14 protein-coding genes and 1 pseudogene are annotated in these 19,668 nt (G+C 70.4%); 4 read left to right on the top strand and 11 right to left on the bottom strand.

The genetic code is table 11. The features are described 5' to 3' along the window. Positions 1-156: 156 nt before the first annotated feature. On the bottom strand, positions 157-351 hold the full coding sequence (locus tag OG568_RS17445) for an acyl-CoA carboxylase subunit epsilon (RefSeq protein ID WP_067370986.1): 195 nt from the start codon (positions 349-351) through the stop codon (positions 157-159). Positions 352-408: 57 nt separating this feature from the next. Then, the gene (locus OG568_RS17450; protein ID WP_266431010.1) at positions 409-1,998 is read right to left on the bottom strand and encodes an acyl-CoA carboxylase subunit beta; all 1,590 of its coding nucleotides are present in this window, start codon (positions 1,996-1,998) and stop codon (positions 409-411) included. 527 nt (positions 1,999-2,525) lie between these two features. Here OG568_RS17450 and OG568_RS17455 point away from each other — a divergent pair. After that, entirely contained in the window at positions 2,526-3,140 is a 615-nt protein-coding gene (locus OG568_RS17455; RefSeq protein WP_329532252.1) for a YceI family protein, read from the top strand. Positions 3,141-3,258: 118 nt separating this feature from the next. Here the strand turns inward: OG568_RS17455 and OG568_RS17460 are convergent, their stop codons facing one another. From OG568_RS17460 to OG568_RS17475, 4 genes are all read right to left on the bottom strand, one after another. After that, on the bottom strand, positions 3,259-3,945 hold the full coding sequence (locus tag OG568_RS17460) for a response regulator (RefSeq protein WP_266586081.1): 687 nt from the start codon (positions 3,943-3,945) through the stop codon (positions 3,259-3,261). Further along, positions 3,942-5,300, bottom strand: coding sequence for a sensor histidine kinase (locus OG568_RS17465; RefSeq protein WP_329532253.1), 1,359 nt, complete (start codon positions 5,298-5,300; stop codon positions 3,942-3,944). Before OG568_RS17465 ends, OG568_RS17460 begins: the two co-directional genes overlap by 4 nt. Positions 5,301-5,499: 199 nt before the next feature. Beyond that, on the bottom strand, positions 5,500-6,348 hold the full coding sequence (locus tag OG568_RS17470) for an ABC transporter permease (RefSeq protein WP_329532254.1): 849 nt from the start codon (positions 6,346-6,348) through the stop codon (positions 5,500-5,502). Then, the gene (locus OG568_RS17475; protein WP_266431020.1) at positions 6,345-7,280 is read right to left on the bottom strand and encodes an ABC transporter ATP-binding protein; all 936 of its coding nucleotides are present in this window, start codon (positions 7,278-7,280) and stop codon (positions 6,345-6,347) included. Before OG568_RS17475 ends, OG568_RS17470 begins: the two co-directional genes overlap by 4 nt. 123 nt (positions 7,281-7,403) lie before the next feature. On the opposite strand from OG568_RS17475, the gene OG568_RS17480 reads away from it, so the two are divergent. Beyond that, the gene (locus OG568_RS17480; protein ID WP_329530528.1) at positions 7,404-8,297 is read left to right on the top strand and encodes an IS982 family transposase; all 894 of its coding nucleotides are present in this window, start codon (positions 7,404-7,406) and stop codon (positions 8,295-8,297) included. A 343-nt stretch (positions 8,298-8,640) separates the two neighbouring features. Here OG568_RS17480 and OG568_RS17485 read toward each other — a convergent pair whose 3' ends face one another. Genes OG568_RS17485 through OG568_RS17495 form a run of 3 tightly spaced genes read right to left on the bottom strand, consistent with a single transcriptional unit; the run spans position 8,641 to position 12,007 of the window. Then, complete coding sequence (locus OG568_RS17485; RefSeq protein ID WP_329532255.1) at positions 8,641-9,519, bottom strand: ABC transporter permease; 879 nt, start codon at positions 9,517-9,519, stop codon at positions 8,641-8,643. Next, positions 9,516-11,066 carry an ABC transporter permease subunit gene (locus OG568_RS17490; RefSeq protein ID WP_329532256.1) on the bottom strand — a complete coding sequence of 517 codons (1,551 nt, stop codon included), beginning with the start codon at positions 11,064-11,066 and terminating at the stop codon, positions 9,516-9,518. The genes OG568_RS17485 and OG568_RS17490 overlap by 4 nt, the downstream gene beginning before the upstream one ends. Further along, complete coding sequence (locus OG568_RS17495) at positions 11,063-12,007, bottom strand: ABC transporter ATP-binding protein (protein WP_266586069.1); 945 nt, start codon at positions 12,005-12,007, stop codon at positions 11,063-11,065. Before OG568_RS17495 ends, OG568_RS17490 begins: the two co-directional genes overlap by 4 nt. Positions 12,008-12,165: 158 nt before the next feature. Here OG568_RS17495 and OG568_RS17500 point away from each other — a divergent pair, with 158 nt between their 5' ends. Together OG568_RS17500 and OG568_RS17505 are read left to right on the top strand one after the other, a co-directional pair. Then, positions 12,166-13,356, top strand: coding sequence for a sensor histidine kinase (locus OG568_RS17500; RefSeq protein ID WP_329532257.1), 1,191 nt, complete (start codon positions 12,166-12,168; stop codon positions 13,354-13,356). Next, positions 13,353-14,051, top strand: a pseudogene (locus tag OG568_RS17505) (response regulator); the annotation flags it as partial. The gene OG568_RS17500 and the pseudogene OG568_RS17505, both read left to right, overlap by 4 nt. 718 nt (positions 14,052-14,769) lie before the next feature. Here the strand turns inward: OG568_RS17505 and OG568_RS17510 are convergent. Together OG568_RS17510 and OG568_RS17515 are read right to left on the bottom strand one after the other, a co-directional pair. Beyond that, positions 14,770-16,125 (bottom strand): hypothetical protein, encoded by a 1,356-nt coding sequence (locus OG568_RS17510; protein WP_329532258.1) that lies wholly within the window; start codon positions 16,123-16,125, stop codon positions 14,770-14,772. Positions 16,126-16,380: 255 nt separating this feature from the next. Continuing rightward, entirely contained in the window at positions 16,381-19,398 is a 3,018-nt protein-coding gene (locus OG568_RS17515) for a glycoside hydrolase family 3 protein (protein ID WP_329532259.1), read from the bottom strand. Between the last annotated feature and the right edge of the window lie 270 nt (positions 19,399-19,668).

Below are 19,668 nucleotides of genomic sequence, written 5' to 3' on the forward strand. Positions count from 1 at the left end.
GCCTCCGCGCGGCGAAGCAGCAAGGAAGCAGCAGGCAAGAAGGGGCCCTCTCCACTCGGTGGAGAGGGCCCCTTCTTCCGCTCTGGGACCAAGGGACAAAGGGAAGGGCCCGCTCTTCACAGAGCGGGCCCTTCCCTGTTGCTGAGGTGCCGGAGGCTAGCCGTGCCAGCTGTGCGGGGCGCGGAAGCCGGGCTCGCGCTCCAGGCGGCGCCAGCCGGCCTTCGCACGGCCACGGTGGGTCGGGGTGGTGTCCGGCTGGGCGGCGGCGCGGGCCAGGAGGATGGCCGTGATGGCGGCGACCTCTTCGGGCTCGGCGTGGCCCTTCTCGACGCGGATGTCAGGGGTGTCCATAGGTTTCAGTCTCCGTGAGAGAGGTTTCCGCGGCGGTACCGCGGAGGATCCGCAGGGTTACTGCGGGGGGTTGCCGTGCTTGCGGGAGGGCAGGTCCGCGTGCTTGGAGTGCAGCATGGCCAGGGAGCGGATCAGCACCTCGCGGGTCTCCGCCGGGTCGATGACGTCGTCGACCAGGCCTCGCTCGGCCGCGTAGTAGGGGTGCATGAGTTCGGCCTTGTACTCCTTGACCATGCGTACGCGCATGGCCTCGGGGTCGGCGGCCTCGGCGATCTGCCGGCGGAAGATGACGTTGGCCGCACCTTCCGCACCCATCACGGCGATCTCGTTGGTGGGCCAGGCGTAGGTGAGGTCGGCCCCGATGGACTGGCTGTCCATGACGATGTAGGCACCTCCGTACGCCTTGCGCAGGATGAGCGAGATCCGCGGCACCGTCGCGTTGCAGTACGCGTACAGCAGCTTGGCGCCGTGCCGGATGATCCCGCCGTGCTCCTGGTCAACCCCGGGCAGGAATCCGGGAACGTCCAGGAGGGTGATGATCGGAATATTAAAAGCGTCACACATCTGGACAAAGCGCGCAGCTTTTTCGGAGGCCTCGATGTCCAGCACACCCGCGAGGGACTGCGGCTGGTTGGCGACGATGCCCACCACCTGACCGTCCATACGGGCCAGCGCGCAGATGATGTTGCGGGCCCAGCGCTCGTGGACCTCCAGGTAGTCGCCGTCGTCGACGAGCTCCTCGATGACCTTCGTCATGTCGTACGGCCGGTTGCCGTCCGCCGGAACCAGGTCCAGGAGGACGTCCGAACGGCGGTCCGTGGGGTCCTGCGAGGCCGCGTGCGGGGGGTTCTCGCGGTTGTTCTGCGGGAGCATCGACAGGAGGTAGCGGACCTCCGCGATGCAGGTCTCCTCGTCGTCGTACGCGAAGTGACAGACACCGGAGGTCTCCGCGTGGACGTCGGCGCCGCCGAGCCCGTTCTGGGTGATCTCCTCGCCGGTGACCGCCTTGACGACGTCGGGACCGGTGATGAACATCTGCGAGGTCTCACGGACCATGAACACGAAGTCCGTCAGCGCGGGGCTGTAGGCGGCGCCGCCCGCGCACGGGCCGAGCATCACCGAGATCTGCGGGATGACACCGGACGCCTTGGTGTTGCGCTGGAAGATGCCGCCGTATCCGGCGAGGGCGGAGACGCCCTCCTGGATCCGGGCGCCCGCACCGTCGTTGAGGGACACCAGCGGCGCCCCGGCCGCGATGGCCATGTCCATGATCTTGTGAATCTTCGTGGCGTGGGCCTCGCCCAGCGCGCCGCCGAAGATACGGAAGTCGTGCGCGTAGACGAAGACCGTACGGCCCTCCACCGTGCCCCAGCCGGTGATGACACCGTCGGTGTACGGCTTCTTGGCCTCCAGGCCGAACCCGGTCGCCCGGTGCCGGCGCAGCTGCTCGACCTCCTGGAAACTGCCGTCGTCCAGCAGCAGCTCGATGCGCTCCCGGGCGGTCAGCTTGCCCTTGGCGTGCTGCGCCTCGGTCGCCTTCTCGCTGGGTCCTCGCAGCGCCGCCCCGCGGATCGCGTGCAGTTCGGCCACGCGCCCGCGTGCGTCCGTGGGTTCGCCTGAGGGTGCGGCCTCATCCAAAACGGTCATGTAGCGACCATACGAAGTCGAACAAGAAAAGCGGGCCGTCGACTCCGTACAGTCTCCGGCCCGTTTTCCTGGTACCCCTGAACAGAACCGTGACGGCATGCAGGCGATCTGACTGCTCAGAGGGCATATGGCTTGTAGAGGTCGCACAAAGCGACGGGCTGAGAGTCGGCTCACATTCGTGAGGAGCCCATGCCATCCCTAGAGTGACACGGAGCCTTGAGCGAGACCCGTTCGGCGCACACCGACCGGCGGCCCCATCTCCGTCCAGCGTCCAGGTTGGGGGCACCACTCGGCTTCGTCCCGGCACCGCGGGAGATGCGGCCACCGCGCGAGAGCGGTGAGTGACGGACGGGAAGCATGTGGGTGAACCGCGACGTAACGTCGTACACACATGACGGATGATGTTGAAAGTTGAACGGAATAGGTCTAGTGTCTCTCTTGTTGACCTCGTTGAATCTTCAACAACCTCTCTGCCGCGGCTTCCGCCTTCCCGACGAAACCGCGTCCCGTCCCCCTAGGAGCACGTCATGGGCATCTTCGGCCGCAAATCCACCGACACCCCCGCCGCCGCGACGACCGACGCCGCCGCTGTGAGCCCCGAGCTCGCGGCGCTCACCGGCGAGTACACCATCGACCCGTCCCACTCGGAGATCGGCTTCGTCGCCCGTCACGCCATGGTGACGAACGTCAAGGGCTACTTCAAGGACTTCGAGGGCACCCTGCACCTGGACGGCACGGACCCGTCCAAGTCCACCGCCACGATCGACGTCACGATGGACAGCATCGAGACGGGTTCCGCGGACCGCGACGGCCACCTGAAGAGCTCCGACTTCTTCAAGACCGACGAGTTCCCGACGATGACCTTCCGCTCCACCAAGGCGGAGGCCCTGGGCGGCGACGACTACCGGATCACCGGCGACCTGTCGATCCTCGGCGTCACCAAGCCGCTCTCCATCGACCTGGAGTTCAACGGCTCCGCGAAGGACCCCTTCGGCAACGAGCGCGTCGGCTTCGAGGGCAAGGCGGAGATCCTGCGCTCCGAGTGGGGCCTCACCTGGAACGCTGCCCTGGAGACCGGTGGTGTCCTCGTCTCCGACAAGATCAAGCTGACCTTCGACATCTCGGCGATCAAGAACGCCTGAGCCGTCGACTGACGCCAGTGTGCCCTGAGCGCGCCCGCCCTCTGACTCCCCCGTAGCGGGAGGGCGGGCGCTCGGGCATGCCCGCGTACGCCGCCCCGCGGCTCCGGCCGCACAGGTTCTAGTCGGGTGGATTCGGATGGACGAGGCCGAGGTCGTAGGCGAGGATGACCGCCTGGACGCGGTCGCGGGCTCCCACCTTCGCCAGGACCCGGCCGACATGCGTCTTCACGGTGGATTCCGCGACGACCAGGCGCTCTGCGATCTCACTGTTGCTCCAGCCCTGGCCTATGGCGACGAAGATCTCGTACTCCCGTTCGGTGAGGGCGCGCACCCGGGGGTCGCCCGCCGTCCTTTGACCCGACTGACTCGACGAGTCCCGGGGCAGGTGTTTGGCGTAGGCGTCGAGGAGGCGGCGGGTCAGCGCGGGGGCGATCACCGCGTCGCCCGCCGCGACCGCGCGGATGCCGGCCAGCAGTTCCTCGGGGTGGGCGTCCTTGAGAAGGAAGCCGCTGGCTCCCGCGCGCAGCGCCGCGTGGGCGTATTCGTCCAGGTCGAACGTGGTCAGGATGAGGACACGGGAGCGGTCCCCGGAGGCGACCACGCGACGGGTGGCCTCGATGCCGTCCATGCCGGGCATCCGTACGTCCATGAGGATCACGTCCGGGCGCAGTTCGGCGGCCCTGCGCACGGCGTCCGCGCCGTGCGCCGCCTCGCCGACGACTTCGGTGTCGGGGGTGCTCTCCAGGAGCATCCGGAAACCCAGGCGTTGCAGTGGCTGGTCGTCCACGATGAGCACGGTGGTCACACCGCACCGCCCGTGGCGGCCGGTGGGATGACGTCGGTCTCGGCCAGGGGCGTGAGGTCGAGGGTGGCCCGCACCGTCCATCCTCCGCCGGGGGCGGGCCCCGCGGCGACGGTCCCGTTGTAGAGGGCTGCGCGTTCTCTCATACCGGCGAGTCCGTGTCCTTCCTCTTGGGACGGCCCGGGACGGACGGTACCGCCGCCCCGTCCGGTGTCGTGGACGTCGATGTGCAGCCGCGTGTCCCTGACGCTCACGGCGAGCTCGACGCGGGTCTCGTGGCCCGCGTGCTTGAGGGCGTTGGTGAGGGCTTCCTGCACTATGCGGTACACCGTCAGCTGGACACCGCGGTCCAGGGTGTCCAGTTCGCCGCCCGTGCGGTAGGCGACCTGGGGACCGGCGGCGCGGATCCGGGCGCACAGGGCGTCGATGTCGGCCATGCCCGGCTGGGGGCTGAGCTGGGGCGCGGCGGGGGTCTGGGTCTGCTCGCGCAGCACGCCGAGCATACGGCGCAGTTCGCCCAGCGCCTGGCGCCCGGTGTCACCGATGAGCAGCAGGGCCTGCTTGCCACGTTCCGGGGCGAGGTCGGTCGCGTACGCGCCTCCGTCGGCGAGAGTGATGATGACGGAGAGGTTGTGACCGACGATGTCGTGCATCTCGCGGGCCACCCGGGTGCGTTCGGCGGCGGCGGCCAGCTTGCTGCGCTGGTCGCGTTCGATCTCCAGGCGGGTCGCGCGGTCGCGCAGGACGGCGAGCTGGGCGCGTCGGATCCGTACCGCCAGACCTAGCGCGACCGCCGCCGTGATGGTGCTGAACAGGAAGAACAGCGCGTCCAGGACGGACACCGCGGACGGCAGCCGCAGGGCGACCAGCCCCAGGGCGGCCGCGGTGACGGCGCAGGCCATGGGCAGCCGCCGGAGCTGTCCGTGCAGCACCAGGCTGTAGAGGGCGATCAGCAGGGCGACATCGGCGCGCAGCCAGACTCCCAGAGCCACCTGGACGAGGAGCACCGCGGCGATCACGGCGAAGGCGAGTGACGGCCTCCGGCGCCGCCACAGCAGGGGCAGGACCAGTCCGGCCTGCAGCGCGACGGTCACCGGCCAGGGCAGGTGGGTGACCTGGGTGTCGAACGCCCGTCGTCGGCCGTCGCCGTCGTGCACCAGGTCCGGCACGCAGAACATCAGCGCCACGACCACGATCACGCCCGTGTCCAGGATCCACGGACGGTTCCGGTCGCCCTGCTTGAGCCGTCGGCCGAGCCGGGACAGCCCACGGGCCAGGGGGTGGTTCCACGGGAGCTCCGCCTCCGCGAAGGGCAGGTCGGAGGGTGCCCCTGTGGGGGAGGTGCCGTCGATGCTCATGGGGGTCACTGGTCCGCGTTCATGGGTGTCACCTGTCCATTGTGTGCCTCTCCGTCCGCCTCTCCGTCTCTCCGTCCGCGTCCCTCCGCACGTCCGTCGCGGCTCGGGAAACGGCCGGCCGGCGCGGCACCGGGTCCGGTGACCCGGTCGGGGTGCCGCGCCGGCCAGGAGGTCGGGCGTCAGGATCAGGCGTCAGGCGTCAGGCGTCGGTGCGTACGAGGCGGTAGGCGGCGCCCACCAGGGCGAGCACGGTCCAGCCGAGGAAGACCAGGAGCCCGGCGGTGGGCGCGAGGGTGGTCGAGTCGTGGGTGAGCGCGAACATCGACTCGCCCGCGTTGCTGGGCAGGTACGGGCTGATGTTGTCCTGCCACGACGTGGGCAGCAGCGAGATCAGGCCGGGGATCAGCATCAGCGTGGCGACCAGAACCGATATGCCGCCGGCGACCGAGCGCAAGAGGGCTCCCAGGGCGGCGCCGATCACGCCGACCAGGCCGAGGTAGAGGCCCGCACCCAGGAGCCCGCGCACCACACCGGAGTGGGAGAGCGTAAGGGCCGCGGGGGTGCCGGAGACTATCCCGCTGGTGATCAGGAACGCGACGAAGACGCCGACGGTGGAGACGACGAGGGCGACCAGGCCGAACACCGCCGCCTTGGACCACAGCACCGGCAGGCGGCGCGGGACGGCAGCCAGCGTGGAGCGGATCATGCCGGTGGAGTACTCGCCGGCGGTGACCAGCACCCCCAGGACGCCGAGCGCCAGCTGGGCGAAGTGCGTGCCGAACACGGAGAGGCTGAGCGCGGTGGCCGAGGCGTCGTCCGGGCGCAGCCGCTGACCGGAGTTGATCTGGGACTTGTAGTGCGCGGCGGCGATCACACCGAACGCGACCAGGAAGAGCAGGCCCAGGCCGAGGGTGATCCAGGTGGAGCGCAGGGACCACAGCTTGGCCCACTCGGAGCGCAGCACGCGTCGGCCGGTGACCTTGTACGCCGGACGTGCCACCCGCACCGGTGCGGGCGCGGAGCTGTCGGTGACGGTGATGGTGCTCATGCCGCCCTCCCAGGGGTCTCGACGGTGGCGGTGGCGTGGTACTCGACGGCGTCGCGGGTCAGTTCCATGAAGGCCTGTTCGAGCGAGACGGTCCGGGAGCTGAGCTCGAACAGGGGGATGCCGTGCTCGGCGGCCTTCAGGCCGATGGCCCGCGCGGACAGGCCCGTCACGTGCAGCTCCTCGGATCCCACCTCGCCGGTGATCTCGACGCCGGGGCCGGCCAGGACCTCGCGCAGGCGGGCCGACCGGTCCGAGGCCACGGTCACGGTGTCACCGCCGGCCTGCTGGACCAGCTCCCGCACGGTGGTGTCGGCGAGCAGGCGGCCGCGGCCGACGACGATCAGGTGGTCGGCGACGAGCGCCATCTCACTCATCAGGTGTGAGGAGACGAAGACCGTACGGCCGTCCGCCGCGAGTCCGGTCAGCAGGTTGCGGATCCACAGCACGCCCTCGGGGTCCAGTCCGTTGACGGGCTCGTCGAGCATGACGGTGGCCGGGTCGCCGAGGAGTGCCGCTGCTATGCCCAGCCGCTGGCCCATGCCGAGGGAGAAGGCGCCCGCGCGCTTCTTGGCCACGGACTGCAGACCGGTCAGCTCGATGACCTCCTCCACCCGGCGGCGCGGAATGCCATGGGTGTAGGCCTGCGCCATCAGGTGGTCGAACGCCGAACGGCCCGGGTGGATCGACTTGGCCTCCAGCAGCGCACCGACCTCCTGCAGCGGCGCGGTGTGCTCGGCGTAGTGCTTGCCGTTGACCGTCACGCTGCCGCCGGACGGCGCGTCCAGTCCGACGATCATGCGCATGGTGGTGGACTTGCCCGCGCCGTTCGGGCCCAGGAAGCCGGTGACCGTGCCGGGCCTGACGACGAAGTCGAGCCGGTCGACCGCCGTCTTCTCCCCGTACCGCTTCGTCAGCTGATGTGCCTCGATCATCGATCTTCCCTCACGCTCGGGGGGCCTGACCCCGCATGACTGCTCATTGGCCACGCTAGACGAGTCATTCCGAATGCTGACGGTGTGTCTGGGAACGCAGACAGGGCGTCCAAGATTCGTTGTGTGACGAACAACCTAGACGCCCTGCTGACCGCACTGTACGTGAAGATCGACGACGAGATCGGAGGTAGCCGATGGCTTGGCCGACCGCCGCAGCTGACGGATTCTGAGCTGGTCACCCTTGCCGTCGCCCAGGCGCTGCTGGGCTTCACCTCGGAGTCGCGCTGGCTGCGGTTCGTGGACTCCCGACTGGGAGCGATGTTCCCGTACGTGCCCAGGCAGCCGGGCTGGAACAAGCGGCTGCGGGCAGCGTTGCCACTGGTCAAGAGGGCAATACGACTGCTGGCCGTCGATACGGACTTCTGGTTCGACAACCACTGGATCATCGACTCCACACCGGTGGAGTGCGGCCGCTCGCGTCCGACGGTGAAGCGGTCGGACATGGCCGGCTGGGCCGGATACGGGTACTGCGCCTCGCACTCCCGGTTCTTCTGGGGCCTGCGCCTGTTCCTGGTATGCACCCCGACCGGGATGCCCATCCTGTGGGCACTGGCGAACCCGAAACTGGATGAGCGGGAGGTGCTGTCGGCGATGCTGGACCGCGAACCGCACCTGTCCACGGACCGGCCGAGCCTGCTGGTGATCGCAGACAAAGGCTTCGCCTCCAAGGAGTTCGAGGCCGATCTGGCCTTCCGGGGCGCGGAGTTGCTGCGTCCTTCTTTCAAGCGCGAGAAGAAGCGCAGGGGCGAGAGCCTCCTGAAGTCGGTGCGACAGCTGATCGAGTCGGTCAACGACACCCTCAAAGGCCAGCTCGACCTGGAACGGCACGGTGGACGGACCTTCGAAGGTGTCGCCGTCCGCGTCGCCCAACGCATCCTCGCGATGGCCGCCGCGATCTGGCACAACCACAAGACCGGCCAGCCCGTCATACGATCCTTGATCGCTTATGACCACTGACCACATCGGAATGACTCGTCTAGGGGCCCGCGGACCGGGATCCGTGGTACCCGGGAGCTCAATGAGGTGAGGCCCGTAGTACCGAGGTACCACTGGGCCACGCGCGTGGGATGACGTCACCGCCCGCATACGCCCTGGTGGTTACGGAGGTCGCGGGCTCTCCCCCGCAGTCACCCGGGTGACTGATCCCGCCCGCCCCGCCGCCGTCCGGGCGTCGTACGACAGGGGCGCCGCCGACTACGCCGAACAGGTCAGGACCGGGTCGATGACCGGGCCGGCCTTCGATGACGACGAGCTCGGCGGCATCCTCGCGAAGGCGCCCTCCGGGCCACGGATTTCCCGGCTACGCGTCCCGGCGTGTGAACATCGCGCCGCCCAGCAGCAGCACCCCCAGCGCGTACGCCGCCAGAACCCCAAGCCCCGGCCAGGGGCCGATCGGCAGGCGGGTGAGGTCCTTCGTCGCACGGATGGCGAGGCCCGCCGGTATGGGCGCCCAGCGTTCCAGGCGATCCTTCCAGGTGGGTGAGCCCAGGAGGCCGGACATGAGCGGGACCACGTAGAGGATCCCCAGGCCCGTGGTGATCGCCGCCGCGCTGTCGCGGAGCAGCACCGCCAGCCCCAGGCCCAGGAACGCTATGAGGATCAGACAGAGGGTGGAGCCGAGGGCGGCGCGGAGGGTGGGGGTGTCGGTGAGGGAGACGAGGGGGTAGCCCGCCTCGGGGGTGAAGCCGTTGCCCGGGAGGATCCAGCGGGCCGTGGCGAGGGAGGCGAGGATCGCCGTGCCGGCCGCGATGCCCGTCGCCGCGGCCAGCACCGCCGCCTTCGACGCCAGGACCGTCGCCCGACGCGGGATCGCCGTCAGCGTCGTCCGTACCGTGCCCGTGCCGTACTCCGCCCCCATCGACAGGGCGCCCAGGACGAGTACGGTCGCCTGGCCCAGCCAGACACCCGTCAGGGCCAGCTTCACCGTGTCCTCGTGGCAGGCCGCGGCGCTCACGCACTCCCGGGTGCTGACCGAGGACACCGCGACCGTACCCACGCCGAAGGTCAGGGCCACCGTCGCGGCCAGCAGCAGCCAACTGCTGGGCAGCGTAAGGAGTTTGGTCCACTCGGCGTGGAGTGCGCGGAGTGCGGGGTGGGTAAGACGGGTGGACTGTGCCGGGGGTGCGGAGGGTGCCGGGAGTGTGCGGAGTGCGGGGGATGCCGGTCGTGCGCGCCTCATACGTCCCTCCTGCGCAGGCGCCAGGCCGCGAGAGCGAGTGCCACCGCCACGTACGCGCACAGGACCGCGAAGCCGTTCCACGGGGACATGGGATAACAGCCGCCCTCCGGGAGGCAGTTGTGCTGCACCTGGGGGTAGTACGTCACGCCCTGCTGGATCGCGAAGGCCGCCGCCGGGGTCGCGCTCAGCAACCCGTGCGCGATCGGGAGCGGGAGGGCGAAGGCGAGAATCTGCGGGAGGATCATGAGGACCACGACGACCGTGATCGCGCCCGCGCTGTTACGGAGTATCGCGCCCAGGGCGAGGGCGAGGACCGCCACCAGGGACAGCAGTGCCGCGCTGCCCACCACCGCCCGCAGGGCGGGTGAGTCGAAGAGTGACAGCTCGGGGTAGGCGGGGGGCGCGAAGCCGTGGGAGCGCATCGTGTGTTGGGCCAGAGGGAAGGTGATCGCCGTGGCAGGCAGGCTGACGGCGAAGGTGACACCTCCGATCACCAGCGCCTTCGCGGCAAGGACCCGCGCCCGGCGCGGGGTCGCCGTGAACGTCGTGCGGATCATGCCGCGCTTGTACTCGGTGGTGATGAACAGGGCTCCCAGGGCCACCATGAAGAGGACGGCCACGAAGACGCCCTGGAAGCTCATCTGGACGATGTCGCCGCCGGTCTCGTCGGGGGCGATGTCGCCCTGGCCGGTGAGGGTGTAGACGCCGGTCGCGGAGACGGAGGTGGTGCCCGGCTCCACGCGGGCAGGGCCGGATTGCGGGGTGTTCGGGTCGTTCGGATCGGGGGCACCCACGTCCGTGCTCGTCCAGGCGGCCGAGCCGGTCGCGGTGGCGCCGCTCAGGGCCAGGTGGTCGAAGGTCGCCCCGGCGGTCGTGCCACCCGCCCTCTCCGACGTGCCGCCGAACGAGCGGCGCAGATTGCTGTGCAGCGGTGAGGCGACGAACAGGCCCGCCTGGGCCGTCCTCGGCAGCTCCGGCAGGGTGACCGAGCCGACCTTCGTCCAGCGGGCGCCGTCGGAGGACTCGTAGCCGGTCAGGCGGGTGCCCGAGCGGGTCATGCGCAGCCAGTGCGGGGCCGTGCCGGAGGCCGCACTGCCCGCCTTGTCGTGCGTGAAGTTCCACTGGAGACGGACGCCGTGGTCGGGGGTGACCATCAGGGCCGCGTACGCGCTGCCGGCCTTCGTGCTCGCCTTGACCAGCACGCCGGCCTTCGCCCACGGCTCCGCGTTCCTGCCGGCGCCGCCCTTCAGGTCGGACACACGGACCGTCACGCTGCCGTCCGCCGGGAGGGACTGGTGGACGTAGTGGAAGGTGTCGTTGACACGGGTGCCGTCGGGCCCGACGGTGACCGGGTGCTCGTTGGAACCGTCGACGGAGCCGCTCGCGGCCAGCTGGGAGATGGCGACCGTGACCGCGGCCGCCACGACGAGCGCCAGCACCCACACGCGTACCGTCCAGAACTTGCTCCATTCCGCACGCAACAGGCGCCCGAATCCCTCGCGGGCGGGCTTGAGCGGGGAGCGGTAGGGAGTGACGGTCGAGGTCATCGGGTCACCTCGCCGTCCGCCGGATCCGGAGCCGACGTGAACTCCGCCGCGTCCCGAGTGAGCTCCATGTACGCCTCCTCCAGCGATGCCCGGTGCGCGCCCACTTCGGCGAAGGGGACGCCGGCCGCGGCGAGCAGCGCGACGATCCGCTCCGCGGGCAGATCGGTGACCGTGAGGGTGTCGGCGCCGGTGACCGCGACCGTGCCGCCCTCCCGGGTGAGCAGCTCCATCGCCTCCGTTCGGGCGCCCGTGCGCAGGGCCACGCGGTCGCCGGACGCGGCGGCCAGCAGGGTGGCGACGGAGGTGTCGGCGATGAGGCGGCCGCGGCCGACGACCAGCAGGTGGTGCGCGGTGTCCTCCAGCTCGCTCATGAGGTGGCTGGAGACCAGGACAGCGCGGCCCTCCCCGGCCAGCCGGCGCAGCAGGCCGCGGATCCACTGGATGCCCTCGGGATCCAGGCCGTTGACCGGTTCGTCGAGCAGGAGCACCGGAGGGTCTCCGAGCAACGCGGCTGCTATGCCGAGGCGTTGCCGCATTCCGAGTGAGTAGCCCCCCGCGCGGCGGCGGGCGGCCTGGTCCATTCCCACCTGCTCGAGGACCTCGTCGACCCGGCGCAGGGACAGCCCGTGCGAGTGCGCCAGCCAGCGCAGATGGTCGCGACCGCGCCGGCTCGGGTGCAGGGCGGCGGCGTCGAGCAGCGCGCCGACCTCCAACAGCGGTGAGCGCAGGGCGTGGTAGGGACGGCCGCCGATGAGCGCGCGCCCCTCGTCGGGAGTGTCCAGGCCGAGCACGGCCCGCATGGTGGTGGACTTGCCCGCCCCGTTCGGACCCACGAAACCGGTGACCTGTCCCGGCTGGACGGTGAAGGTGAGTCCGTCGACCGCGACGGTCCGCCCGAACCGCTTGCGCAGGTCCTGGACTTCGATCGTTGCATCGCTCATGCCAGCGAGATTAGGGACGGGCGGGCCTCGGCGTCGTCCCGCCACGGAGCCGTCTTCGGCGCCCCTGCCACGAGGGACGGATCGCCGGCCGGGTCCCCCGTACGAGGGAGAAACCCCAGGGTGACGCGCTGCGGCGCGGTCGACGGCACAATGGCGGCATGGGCGAGGACACGGCGCGACGCGGCGAAGGAATCGCGGGGGTACGGAAGTTGCTGCGGCGCTTCCCGGCCTCCGTGACCTACCCGGTCGCCCTCGCGCTCCTCGCCTGCGCCGAGGTCCTGATCCGGCTCGGGGGCCTGCGCGAGAACCTGTCGCTCGCCCTGCTGCTCGGCGTCTGCACCACCCTGCCGCTCACCTTCGTTCTCGGCGCCGACCGGGCCCTGCCCGTGCGGGCCGGGGCCGCCGTGGCCGCGACCTCGGCGGGAGTGCTGGCGCTTGCACCGTTCCGTGCCCTCACGCTGGCGGGCGTGGCGGCCCAGCTGGCCTCGGTGTACTGGCTGGGACGGGCGGGGGCACCCCGGCTCAGCGGAATACTCGTCGTGCCGTATGTCGTGCTGGCCCTCGTCAGCCAAGACGACCTCACCACCCGGGTGATGGCCGTACTGGTGGCCACGCTCGCCTCGGCGGCGGCCGCGACGGGCATCACGCACCACGTCCGCAGCGCCGCGCTGGCCCACAGCGCGACGGAGCGGGCCTTCGCCGACACGCTCCTCGCGCATGCCGCGCGGGGTGAACGGGCGCGCATCGCGAGGGAGTTGCACGACGTGGTCGCGCACCACATCTCGATGATCGCCGTGCAGGCCGAGACGGCCCGGCTGACCACGGCGGGGCTTCCGGCCGACGGTGCCTCCCGGCTGCTCGCCATCGGGGACACCGCGCGGACCGCGCTGACGGAGATGCGGCGCCTGCTCGGGGTGCTGCGGGAGGACGCCGACACGGGGGTCAACCGGCGTCCGCAGCCGGGGCTGCGCCAGCTCCTGGAGCTCATCGACGAGTCCCGGGACGCCTCTGGCTCCCGTACGCGGCTGATCGTCAGCGGGCCGATCACGCCGCTCGACCCGGGCATCGAAGTCACCGCGTACCGCATTGTCCAGGAAGCCCTCACCAACGCCCGCCGGCATGCACCGGGTGCCGCCGTCGACGTCGAACTTCGCTACGCGGAGGACGACTTGGCGATCCGTGTGCGCGACAACGGGCCGGGGCCCGTGTCCCCGGCCGCCGGGCACGGCCTGCTCGGTATGCGGGAGCGGGCCGCCACGGTCGGCGGCACCCTGCGCACCGGCCCCGCGCGCGGGGGCGGCTTCCTGGTCGAGGCGCGACTGCCGGTGCGGGAGGAGGCTCTCGTATGACGACCGCCGTAGAGGCCTCGGAAGCCGAGGGACCGGTCCCTGCCGTGCGGATCGTCGTGGCCGACGACCACGAGGTGGTGCGTGCCGGGTACGCCGGACTTCTCGCCACCCAGCCTGACTTCATCGTCGTCGGCACGGCGTGCGACGGCACCGAGGCGGTGCGTGTCTGCCGGGAGCGGCGTCCCGACGTGGTCCTCATGGACGTACGGATGCCGGTCATGGACGGGATCCAGGCCACCGCCGAGCTGATGGGGCCGGAGGCCGGGGACGCGCCGCGCGTGCTCATCCTCACCACCTTCGACCTGGACGAGCATGTGTATGACGCGCTCGCGGCCGGGGCGAGCGGGTTCCTTCTGAAGGATGTGACGGCGGAGCGGCTGTTCGAGGCGGTACGGGTCGTGGCCGCCGGTGAGGCGCTGCTCGCGCCTGTCATCACCCGGCGGCTGATCGCCGAGTTCGCCCGGCTCAAACCCAGGGCGCCGACGGGGACGGCGCTCGGCGTGCTCACCCCGCGCGAGACGGAGGTGCTGCGGCTGCTGGCGGAAGGGTTGTCCAACCCGGAGATCGCCGCGCGGCTTCAGGTGGGCGAGGAGACCGTGAAGACCCATGTCAGCCGGGTGCTGTCCAAGCTGGGGCTGCGCGACCGTACGCAGGCGGTGGTGACGGCGTACGAGACGGGGCTGGTCGTGCCGCGTGCGGCGGCCCCGGAAGCGTCGGGTCGGAAGGATCCGTGGAGTGAGGCACCGCGTGGGATGGGACCGAACGGGGAGGGGCTGCGTGGACAGGGACCTCGTGGACAGGGGTCGCGGGGTTAGGGCCTGTCTGGCGGATCATGCCGGAGACGCGGGGCTCGGTGCCGGTGTGCGGCGGCGTGGGATCGGCAGAACACAGCAGGCCGACCCGACCGCCAGGGCCGCGCCGACCGCGATCGCCCCGAGACGGGCGGGCAGCGGGACACATGCCGTGAGGCGGCCGTGTACGTCGGCGGTCCGTTGGGGGCGGGCCAGGGTGCGGGTCAGGGCGACCGCGAGGACGAGGACGTCGGTGTGCAGTGCGGCGGCGTCCTCCAGCCACAGGGCGAGGGAGTAGGAGAAGTCCGGCGTGGTGTCGTCCGGCTCAATCGGCGGCTGCGGCAGGAGCGGGGCGAGGGCGGCCTCAGTCCAAATCAGCTGGGAGTGGGCTGGCGGAGGCGCTCGGGATCCTGAGCGAGACCGAGCGCGAGGTGTTGCGGTTGGCGGGGGCGCTGATGGATCGCCTCGCGGAAATCGAGCCTCAGGAGCTTTCTCAGGAGCTTTCGTCCCGGAAGGCCGTGCTTCAGACGCCTTCGGCTCGGACGCCTTCGTCTTAGACGCCTCTGTTTCAGACGCTTTCGTCTCGGACGCCTTCGGTTCGGACTCCCTCGGGGCCTCTGATTCAGAAGCCTCCGCCGAAGTCTCCTCCTCCGCCGCCGAAGTCGCCGCCACCGCCGCCACCGCCGTCCCCGAAACCGCCGCCGAAGTCGCCGGGGTCGAAGTCGGAGCCGGAGACGTCACCGCCGTCGTAGCCGCCGAAGTCTCCGTAACCGGAGCCGTAGTCGGAGGCGTAGGAGGGGGTGGCCATCATGCTGCCGAGCAGGGTGCCGACGAGCAGGCCGGGGAGGAGGCCGCCGCCGAAGTAGCCGCCCGCCCAGGGGCCGTAGGCGGGGCCTGCGTCCCAGTACGGGCGGCGGCCGTAGTCGGTGTCGACCTCGCGGACCGCGGGGGCACGGCCGTCCGCGAGGCGGGCCTGGTCCGCCGCGCAGACCGGGACCTCCCGGGGAGCGCCGCCGGCGGGTGTCCAGATCGCGTCGGCGACCGACGGGCCGTGGCGCGGGTCGAAGAAACAGGGAGCGCGGCGGTCGGGCAGGGGCCTGCCCTCACGGCGGGCGGACAGGAGCGCGAGGGAGAAGCGGCCGTCCTCCAGGGACTGGGTGACGGCGCGTACGTCCTCCGGGCGGCGGGCCGCGGCCATCGACGACTTCGCCTGTTCGTAGGCGTCGAGCGCGCGTTCGTAGTCGGCGCGCATCGCGTCGTCGGCGCCGGCCTCGGCGGGGTGGAAGTCGAGCCGGTCGAGCTCCTCGCCGAACGCGGTGATGTCCTCGTCGACGACCACGCGGAGTTTGTCCAGTGCTTCCTGTTGTTCCTGTGCTTTGCGGCGGCGGTTGCGGCGTACGAGGGTGTAGGCGCCCGCGCCTCCCGCCACGGCTACCGCGGCCACCGCGATCAGGGCGCCGGTGGAGACGCCACCTCCGCCGCTCGAGCCCCAGCCCTTGGGGGCCGAGCCGTTGATGTTGGTCAGGGCTCGGTCCGTGAAGTTGTTCAGCTGGGTGTTCGTGGGTTCGCCCTGGACGCTGGTGACGAGGTTCTGGACGGCGGTGCGGGGCATGACCGCGGTGTCGGCGCGGGCGTCGAAGCGGGTGCCCAGTCTGATGGCGTACAGGCCTGTGATGCCGGTGTCGGTGCGGAGGTTCTGGAAGAGGTTCTGGGTGGGGAAGTCCGCGGGGAGGACGGCCACGAAGACGGGCTTGTTCGCGTTCTTGATCTTCTTGGCCAGGGTGTCCGCGTCCGCCTTGGAGAGTTGCGCGGAGGCTGCGGGGTCCACGTAGACGGGGCTCTTGCGGAGGGCTGCCGCGACTGTTCCTACGTCTGTGGCCGCGTGGGCGGGGGGTGCGGTGAGGGCGAGTGCCGTGAGGGCGGCGAGTGTCAGCGCGATCAGCAGTCCGGGGAGTCCTCGGATCAGTGCGGCCTTCATATCTCCGAAGCTACCTGAACGTGCGTAAATATGGGCATTGTGGCTGATGGGGGGTGAGGGGGATCTGAGGGGTTTTCTCGCCCCCGCCGCCCCTGCCCATTCCCATCCCCAGGGGCTCCGCCCCTTCAACCCCGCTGGGGGCTGCCGCCCCCAGACACCCCGCATCCGCCTGAACGGCCTCGTCCTCAAACGCCGGACGGGCTGAAGATGAGCGCAGCGCCCCCTCGTGCCCGCGGGCACGAGGGGGCGGTGGGCTCATCTGGCTCGGTATGCCTCCTGGAGCTTCGTCAGTGCCTGGGCGTAGTGGGCGGTCAGGAGTAGGTGGTCGGCGTCCGCGAAGGGTTTGGCGAACGCGGGGGTGATGGTCGAGCCCGCGCTCTGCTGGACCAGGAGGCGGGCCTTGGTGACCACGGCGCGGCCGAGCTGCTTCGAGCCGGTCCGGTCCGCCGTCCGGGCCGCGAGAGCGAGGGCCTTGAGCGTGGCCGTGCCGCCGCCGGGGACCTTGGTGAGTGTTGTCAGGCCCCAGCCGTAGGGGAACTGCGGATCGTAGGACGTGTCGCCGACGTTGATCGGGAGTTGCGCCTCCGACTTGGGCCAGGTGACGGGGAGCTGACCGGTGAAGACGCGCTTGCCGTACAGCACGTCCGCCACGCCGTCACCCTCCGTGCCGGGCAGCCAGGAGGCGACCACGGCGTCGATCTCGCCCAGGCGGTCCCCGATGAGCTGCGGGCGGCCCGAGACGATCAGGACCGCGCACTTCATGGCGGCGCACACCTTGTCCACGGCGGCCTGGTCGGCGGGGGTCAGAGCGAGGTCGTTGCCGTTGCCCACATCGCCGACACCCTCCGCGTAGGGGGTCTCGCCCACGACGACCACTCCCACGTCGTATCCGGACGTCGGTGCCGAGGCGTCCTTCGAGTAGGTGACGTCACCGCCGGCGTTCCGCATGCCTTGAAGGATCGTCGTACCGTCCGTGTGCTTCCCGGACGCGCCCTGCCAGGTGATCGTCCAGCCGCCGGTCTGGTTGCCGAGGTCGTCGGCGTTCGAACCGGCGACGTACACCTTCTGGGACTTCTTCAGGGGCAGTACGCCGGCCGCGTTCTTCAGGAGGACCTGGGACTTGGCCGCCGCCTCGCGGGCGACCGCCCGGTGCCCGGCGGAACCGATCCGCGCCGCGCCGCTCATGTCCGCGTACGGCTTCTCGAAGAGGCCGAGTTTGAACTTCTGGGTGAGGATGCGGGACACGGCGTCGTTCACCCGCGCCTCGCTGACGCGGCCCGCCCGTACCTCGTCGACCAGTGTCGTACGGAAGTCCTTGTAGGCGTACGGAACCATGATCATGTCCAGGCCCGCGTTGATCGACGTACGGACGTCGGACGCGTAGTCGCCGGGGATCTGGTCGATGGCGGCCCAGTCGCTGATGACGAATCCGTCGAAGCCCATCCGGTCCTTGAGCACGCCGTTGATCATGTCCGCGCGGGCGTGCATCTTCACCGGGCCCTGTCCGTCACCGAGGATGTCGAGTGAGGAGTAGGACGGCATGACCGAGCCGATGCCGCGGTCGACCGCCGTCTCGTACGGCGCCAGGTGGATGGCCTCCAACTGCTGCCGGGTGACCTTCGTGACGCCCTGATCGATGGTGTACGAGCCCGTCGTCGACGAGCCGTACTCCGTGCCGCCGTCGCCGACGAAATGCTTGGCCGTGGCCAGTACCTTGTCGTTGTCCTTCAGGTCCTTGCCATTGGCGGCGCCCTGGAGGCCCTGGATCATCGTCTCCATGGACTCGACGAGCGCGGGGTCCTCACCGAAGGACTCGTAGGAGCGGCCCCAGCGTTCGTCGCGGGTGACGCAGAGGCAGGGGGCGAAGTCCCAGGGGATGCCGGTGGCGCGCACCTCGGCCGCCGTCACGGAGCCGGTCCGCTGGGCCAGCTGGGGATCACGGGTCGCGCCGATGCCGATGTTGTGCGGCATGATCGTCGCGCCGGTGAGGTTGTTGTGGCCGTGCACCGCGTCCACACCGTAGATCAGCGGGATCTGGAACCGTGTCGCCTGCGCCCGGAGCTGGAAGGCGTCGATCATCTTCGCCCATGCCTCGGGGGTGTTGGGCGTCGGGGTCGAGCCGCCGCCGGACAGGAGCGAGCCGAGGTCGTACGTGGCGATGTCGCCCTGCGCGGTGAGCGCGCCGCGTTCGGCCTGGGTCATCTGCCCGGCCTTCTCCTCCAGGGACATGCGGGAGACGAGGTCGGCGACCCGCTTCTTCACGGGCAGTTTCGGGTCCAGGTACGGCAGGCCGTGGGCGTCGATGACGATCTGCGGGGTCTCGGCGGGGGCCTTCGCACCGGTGACCGTGAGCTTCAGGGGGATCGTCTCGGCGGGTTCGGCGGACTTGTCACGCAGCGTCGGGACCTGGATCGTGCGGGTGGCGCCGGAGGCCGTGCCCGCCGGGAAGGTGATCTCGCCCTTGACCGGTGTGTAGTCCTTGCCGGGCTCGGCGGTGCCGCCCGCGCTCTCGTAGGTGACGGTCACGGGTTCGTCGATCGGGGCGGCTCCGGTGGTGGCGACGGAGAGCTTCACCGTCGCCGTCGCTCCCTCCTTCACCGGGTGGACGGCGGAGTCGGTGGTGACGGAGGCGCGCAGGGACTGGTCGGCCTTGCCGTACAACTCGACGTCGTCCATGGCGAACCGGCCCTTGACGCCGACCGGGAGCGTGAGGGCGTACCCCCACATCTGGGTGAGGCCGAGTACCTGGTCGATGCCGCCGACGGGCTGGTAGTCCGTGCGGTAGGTGAAGTCGGTGAAGGGGATCTCGATCTGTTTCCAGCCGGTGAAGTCGTCGGTGAAGGACGTCGTCCACAGCTCGGAGGCCTCGCCGTTGGCGCCGCCGTCCTTGATCTCGAAGGCGACCTTCTTGGCGTTGTTCTGGCCGTCCCACCAGAAACGGATGCCCTTGTGGGCCGACCAGTCGTGGGCCGGCTGGTCGAAGGCGAAGTCGTGGGTGAAGCCGCCGTAGCCGCTGATGTCGTAGGTGCCCGCGAGGACCTTGGTGCCCTCGGGGGCGTCGGTGCGGGTGGTCAGCGCGAGCGCGGGCGGGTCGTCGGCGTCGCCGCCCCAGGTGAAGAGGCCCTCGGCAGGGGGGCCGGCGAAGGGGACCTCGCCCTCGAAGCGGTCGACGGGGACGGGGGCCGGTTCGTCGGCCGTGGCCGCTCCGGCCGACAGAAGCGGCAGCAGCCCGGTGAGCATGGCGGCGGAGGCGAGCAGGGCGGTTCTTCGCATGGACCTTCCCTCGACTCTAGGTAGTCCCTGTAATCCCTGGTGTTCTCTGAGCGAATGCCTGACGACGTCTCTGGTTGGTCTCTTACGACTTAGATCACGCCGTGAGTTAACTGGTGTCCCGGGAAGCCGTCAAGGCTTCACGTCAGAACAGGTACACGGCCAACGTGGGGCCGGAGCAGGGCAGTTGTTCTTTCACGCTTTGAACGCGAGACCTCTTGACGTGGGCCCGAAGCCGTCATTTACTCACGGCTCGCACGCCCCCTCCCCCAC

The sequence above is a fragment of the Streptomyces sp. NBC_01450 genome (assembly GCF_036227505.1).
Classification (GTDB): domain Bacteria; phylum Actinomycetota; class Actinomycetes; order Streptomycetales; family Streptomycetaceae; genus Streptomyces.